This window comes from Burkholderia sp. Ac-20384, assembly GCF_017104605.1.
Classification (GTDB): Bacteria; Pseudomonadota; Gammaproteobacteria; order Burkholderiales; family Burkholderiaceae; genus Burkholderia; species Burkholderia lata.
The window spans coordinates 1-5784 of the sequence record NZ_JAAGPE010000444.1 but is presented as its reverse complement, the minus strand read 5'-3'; the positions used below and the strand labels follow the sequence as shown (position 1 = coordinate 5784).

Here is a 5784-nt window from a genome sequence, read left to right as displayed (position 1 = left end):
GACTGGACCGCTCGCGAGCGGTCCAGCTTCGACGATCCGTCGCCAACTCAGCAGCCAATCGCATACAAAATCCTTTTGCGCAGCGACCTCGTGATCAAGACGAGGCGTTTTTCAACAGCCTGCTAGGTACGCGTACGTCGTCACCTCCGGCAGCACAATGCCCTTGCTGGTCCAATACCGTCTCTTGTTGAACCCGGTGTCGTGCGCGCTCTTACCCACGCACTTGGCGATGTACGTCGCGATTCGATGACGCATCGCCCGCCCCTTGCCACCCACCATGCGGACAGGCACGACGCCCGGCCGATACTGTCGTTCACCGTGCCGTCCGCCCCGTCCTTCGCGATCACGGACAGCCAGATCGAGCGCAGCGGCTTCCATTTTTGACGCCCATGGTCAGTCACGAATATGCCATGCCCCGCGCTCCTGCCGCTCCAGCACCGCCACATAACGGAAATCCTGCAGCTTGTTCAACCGGCGCCGGAACGCATCCCACCACCGCGCCCACACCTCGAGTCGCCGTCGATGTTCAAGGGTAGTGGTATTAGCCGGGTGGGCGTTGTCGAAGGGCAGCGGGTGGCTGAGTGGTCTGGAGCGGGCAAGTCGGCCGGTTTGGTCGGTGGCGGGGGTGCATCGAAATGAGACTTGTTTTTGCACTCCTGATGTTGGACTAACACTTAACGGAAACAGACGTGGCTAGGCGTCCGAGAGGGCAAAAAAGAAGCCCCGTTATCCGAGTGGATTTCGGGGCTTGAAAGTTGGCCGCTGACGCAGAGGAAGCGGGTACGCCAGCCGCGCTGCTCTCACAGCCCGGCGAAGATAGCAGCGGCTCGCTGGCGTTCTGGTTCGTTGCTTCGCGAGATTGGACGGAAGTTCACATCGAGAGAGCCTATCCGAACCTTTGTGTGTGAGGCATAAACTGATGGCCAAGGAGCCACTTTATGCCACGCAAACGCAAGGAAGAAGTGACGATTGAGCCGGGCAAGGGCTTGAACCTGGACCCGGAACTCATCAAGCAACTGGTGCCCGGAACGCTGGATCGGGCAACGATCAACGAGCAGCTCGCGGCGCTCAAGAAGGCGATCTTCGAGCGCGCGCTGGGCGGCGAACTGACCCACCACCTTGGCTGCGAGAAGGGTGAAGCCAAACCGGGCGGCCGCACGAACCATCGCAACGGCACCAGCCGCAAACGCGTTGCAACCGACGACGACTTGCTCGACGTCGAGATTCCGCGCGACCGCGAACTCTGGCTCGAACAGGTAGTGACTGCACATTGCTTCGAAGCGCGCGTTGACCGCACGCTCCTTGCCGCGGCCAACCTTGTCCACAGCGGTCTTCATGTTGTCGTAGATGCCGCGCCGGGGCACGCCGCCGAACGCGGCGAATGCGCGGGCGTGTGCGTCGAACAGCATCTCGTGACTCTGGGTGGGATAGGCGACGAGCCAGAACGCGCGGCTAGAGTTAAGTTTGACGTGGGCGACCTCCAGGCGTCGCCGTAGCCCGCCAACAAACGCGTATTCGCAGCTCCAGTCAAACTGGAAGGCTTCGCCGGGTTCGAAGGCGAGCGGCACGAAGGCCTTCCTGCGAGGCGCCTCAGCCTGCTCCTCGTGCCAACGCCTCACGAACGCGCTCACGCGGCCGTAGCTGCCGGCGTAACCCTCGGCGCGGATCGCCTCGAACATGAACCGGGCGGTGCGCCGGTCACGCTTCGGGCGATGACTGTCGGCACGCAGCCAACCTGTCAGCTGTGCGGCCCAGTCGTCGATGACGCTCGGGCTGACGCGCTTCGGATACTTCGGCTCGACGGCATCAGTCTGCCGCAGCCAGCGGCGCACCGTGTTTCGGGACAGGCCCGTACGCCGCGCAATCTCGCGCAGCGGGACCTTCTCGCGGAAATACATCCGCCTGATCTTGGCCAATATGCCCACCGTGATCACCTTTGTATCCCCTGCTCAAAGATTGAGCAGGTCATTCAATCACGTGGGTCAAAATTCGATGAAAATTTGCAGCTCTAGTGGGTCAGTTCTGTGCGGACATCAACACTATGATCGTGTCACGAAATGTTTGCGTTATCGCATCATGGGCGCACTTATCTATGGACCGCCGCGCATTGGCAAGACCCGTGCAATCGAATATCTGCGATTGCTGCTGGCCCGAGATCTGCCGAAAATCACCAGCTACCACGCGCTGTGCGAACACAAGCCGCGGCACGCCGAAGGTCCATTCTTCGTGAACCTGCTCGAGGCAGTCGGAGACCATAACCCAAACGCAGGCGTCGGTTCGGCCAAGCGCATGCGTTTGACGTTGCGCATTCGCGAAGCGGCGGCCCGTGCCGGCAGCGGTACTGTGCTGCTGTTTTGCGACGAAGCGCAGAGCTACAACGAAAACGAGTACGAATGGTTGCGTGACGTTCACGATGCGCTCGATCGCCAGCAAATCAAGCTGTTCACGTTTCTCGTTGGCCAACAGGAGCTGCTCTCCCAGAAAATGGCCATGCAGATTGCTGGCAAGACGCAGATCGTCGCGCGCCTCATGGTCGAGGAGTTGTCGTTTTACGGGATTCGCAACGTCGACGATGTCGCGACTTGTCTGAACGGTTACGACCAGACTGCGTATCCCGAGACGAGCGACTGGAGTTTTACGCGATTCTATCTGCCGCAGGCTTTCGACGCCGGGTATCGCTTGCTCGACGACGCGGGTGAACTCTGGCGGGCGTTTGAGGCGGCCCACCACAAGGCCAGTCTGCCGGGACGTCTCGAGATTCCCATGGAGTCATTCGCACGTGCAGTCGAAATCGTTTTGAAGGATAGCGAATTAATGGACGCACCGGGTTACTGTCCCGAGCCGACCTTGTGGACGCACGCGGCGCGTCAATGTGGTTACATTCAATCTCGCCATGCGACCGGCCACGTTCTCGCCACCGCGTAGCCGAGCGCTGCTTCAGCCGCCGCGCCTGCCGATTCTGACGCTCGACGAGCAAAAGCTTACACCGTCGATGGGTTACGTATTCAACAAGCGCTGGCTGGATCCCTGCGAATCGCTCGTGTCGATTTTGTGGAAGTTCGAGAAGGTAAATGCATTGCCTGGGAATGTTGTGGCACGGGTAATGGGTCCCGACATCGATCCGTACGAGGGCGTAATACCGCAACTGGGGGGCGTAAGCGTTGCGCGACTACACAGCGTCCTCGGCGTTCCTTATGCGTCGCTCGAGATCGGGCTGCTGCACCCGAGTCAGCGGCGCCAGTACGGCTCACTTTTTCGTCACTGTCGCAGTTGCATTGCGCGCGGCTACCATAGCGTGGTGCACCAGATGCTGAAATTCAGCACCTGTCCGGCGCATTATCGGCAGTTGGAAACCGCGTGCCGCCGCTGCGGTTATGAGGCCCGCTACGTCGTGAATGTCCGCCTGCTCGAATCGCCGTATCGATGCGCGTTCTGTGGTGGCAGTTACGGAGGCGGTGGTTGGTCACCAGACAGGGCTCGCCCGATGAAGTCAGAGTACCGCAAGGCGTTGACGCGACGCTATTACGAACGTCACCTGGGATAGGGCGCAGATCCGAAAGTTGCACGCGCGATCAACGATCATCTGGTCAAACCCGAGGGTTGTACATCGCGTGACAGCGACAGCCGGCGCTGTGGGGAATTGACGCCGGCCTTCGCGACACCACACGCGGTGACGAATTTGTTTCGCGGTACGCAAGCCCATGATTTCTTAGAAATTTTCTGATCCAGCGTCGGTGTCAACCTCTGAAGTGACATTTTTACTTCGCAAACGTTGACAACTTTGCTTCGGTCTACGCCGGCTGAGGTGCCGGACCTGATGCTGGCGTTCAACAAGGCGGTCATCGAGCGCGCGATGGGCGCGGAGATGAATCTGCATCTGGGCTACCCTCCGGGCCAGCCCAAGCCGCCCGGGCAGGTCAACGAGCGCAACGGCGCCAGTGGCAAGACGGTCATCACCGATTGCGGCCCAGTCCGGGTCGACGTGCCTCGTGACCGTGACGGCGGCTTCGAGTCGATCCTGATCCCCAAGCACGAGCGCCGCTTCACCGGTTTCGACGAGCGCATCATCGCGATGTACGCCCGCGGCATGAGCGTGCGCGAGATCCAGGGGTTTCTGGCCGAGCACTATGGCACCGAGGTATCGCCCGACTTCATCAGCTCGGTCACCGACGAGGTGAACCGCGCCGAATTTTGTCAAGGCTCGGATTCTTGAGAGAATCGAGCAATGAACAAGAAGGCAACCAAGTTTTCCCCGGAAGTCCGGGAGCGCGCAGTGCGTCTGGTACGTGAGCAGCGTAGCGAACATCCGTCGATGTGGGCGGCGGTCGAATCGATTGCACCGATGATCGGCTGTGCGCCGCAGACGCTGCTGGATTGGGTCAAGCGCGAGGAGATCGATCGTGGGGAACGTGATGGCGTGAGCACGGCCGAGCGAGAACGCATCAAGGCCATCGAGCGTGAGGTCAAGGAACTGCGCCGTACCAACGAAATTCTCAAGCTGGCGAGCGCGTTTTTCGCCCAGGCGGAGTTCGACCGCCGATTCAAGTCCTGAAGGCCTTCGTCGGTCAGCATCGCGACACCTTCGGGGGGAGCCGATCTGCAAGGTCTTGCGGATTGCCCCGTCGGGCTACCGACGCCATGCTGCGCAGCTTCGTGACCCGTCCAAACGCTGCACTCGCGCCAAAAGAGATGAGGTCCTGCAACCCGAGATCAAGCGTGAGGAGGGATGGCAAAGTTTGGAAGCAAGCGGCGTGGCGCATGTGGCCGATGCGAGGCGTGGTACGGGAATGCGAATTAGTTGGGGGGGATCGTTGGAGCAAGAATCACTTTGAGGATTCTGAGTCCTCGGCGGCGTACGCGTGTGTCGATGCCAATGGTGCGGATTTCGGCGGGGCTCAGTTGTTCTGAAACCGAGGCATCGGGGTGTTCTGGATGGCGACAGGCAATACGGAGGGTGGGAGTTGAAACAGGGTCGGCGGGCAACCCTGTTTCGCGGAAAAGCGCGTCGAGGTTACTGCCCGGTTCCGGATAGTCCGAGCTCTTTCAGTACGTTTGGCAATCCGTTTTTGATGGTGGTGCCCTTGCGTAACAGATAATTATCGATGTGAATTTGGCGCTGTTCTGGTGTCATGTGCTCAAAGAGAGTAATCGAAGAGCCTTGTTTCCGCAGATCACTCATGAAACCGCCTAGAATGATCTTTCGGTTTTCGAGAGTGATCTTCTCTAAGGCTGCCTGCTCATCTGCGGGGCGTTCCGCGTTCGAGCGGGGAATTCCTGCTGGCAGAAGGCCCTGTTTTCGAAGGGCCGTTTGAATCTGGTTGCGTAGCTTGCGCCGAGTAGTTACTCTGCTGCCACGGATCGATAGCTTTGCCGATGGCGTGAAATTCTCAACGTATTCCTGTCTCGCTGCTGGAGACAGTGCTATGAAATCCTCTTCGCGGATGTGGCTGAATAAAGTGCGGAGGATACTCCTGTCTGACTGCGACAGCACTCCGTGCGCTGTGGTGCTGGGGGCAGGAGTGGCTTGGGATGGAATAGTGCTTGGGCCGGCGAGTGGCAAGGTGTTGCGGCTGGACGAAGCGGCTTGCGACGCAGAGCTGGGGGCCTGATGTTGATCGGGGTATCGGCTGGAGGACGCAATGGCGAAGTCCCGCGGTTGGGCTGATGATCCAGACGGTTCGCCGTAAGAGGAAAAAGGTGCGGCACTGGCGGCCCCGGGCATGAAGGAATGCGTGCCGAAACCAGGCTGACGGTGTTGGCTACCGGAGGCAATCGGTACCATGG

The 5784-nt window shown here is 59.9% G+C and carries 3 protein-coding genes, 4 pseudogenes and 1 other annotated feature; of the genes and pseudogenes, 5 read left to right on the top strand and 2 right to left on the bottom strand.

The window, feature by feature from the left end; genetic code table 11:
- Positions 1 to 962: 962 nt before the first annotated feature.
- A pseudogene (locus G3O00_RS39340) lies at positions 963 to 1238 on the top strand (transposase); the annotation flags it as partial.
- Here the strand turns inward: G3O00_RS39340 and istA are convergent.
- Positions 1239 to 1925 (bottom strand): annotated as a pseudogene (gene istA, locus G3O00_RS39335) (IS21 family transposase); the annotation flags it as partial.
- 67 nt (positions 1926 to 1992) lie between these two features.
- Between istA and G3O00_RS39330 the strand changes: the two are divergent.
- From G3O00_RS39330 to G3O00_RS39315, 4 genes and pseudogenes are all read left to right on the top strand, one after another.
- Positions 1993 to 2925: an ATP-binding protein gene (locus G3O00_RS39330; RefSeq protein WP_206146216.1), complete on the top strand. Its 933-nt coding sequence runs from the start codon at positions 1993 to 1995 to the stop codon at positions 2923 to 2925.
- The gene (locus G3O00_RS39325) at positions 2894 to 3544 is read left to right on the top strand and encodes a hypothetical protein (RefSeq protein ID WP_241025546.1); all 651 of its coding nucleotides are present in this window, start codon (positions 2894 to 2896) and stop codon (positions 3542 to 3544) included. The genes G3O00_RS39330 and G3O00_RS39325 overlap by 32 nt, the downstream gene beginning before the upstream one ends.
- 228 nt (positions 3545 to 3772) lie before the next feature.
- A pseudogene (locus tag G3O00_RS39320) lies at positions 3773 to 4177 on the top strand (transposase); the annotation flags it as partial.
- Between the two features lie 48 nt (positions 4178 to 4225).
- Positions 4226 to 4718, top strand: a pseudogene (locus tag G3O00_RS39315) (transposase); the annotation flags it as partial.
- Positions 4507 to 4622: a sequence feature (AL1L pseudoknot), on the top strand. Its footprint overlaps the pseudogene before it by 116 nt.
- A gap of 293 nt (positions 4719 to 5011) precedes the next feature.
- Here the strand turns inward: G3O00_RS39315 and G3O00_RS39310 are convergent.
- Positions 5012 to 5784: hypothetical protein (locus tag G3O00_RS39310; RefSeq protein WP_206146215.1), on the bottom strand; the 773-nt coding region annotated here is incomplete at its 5' end.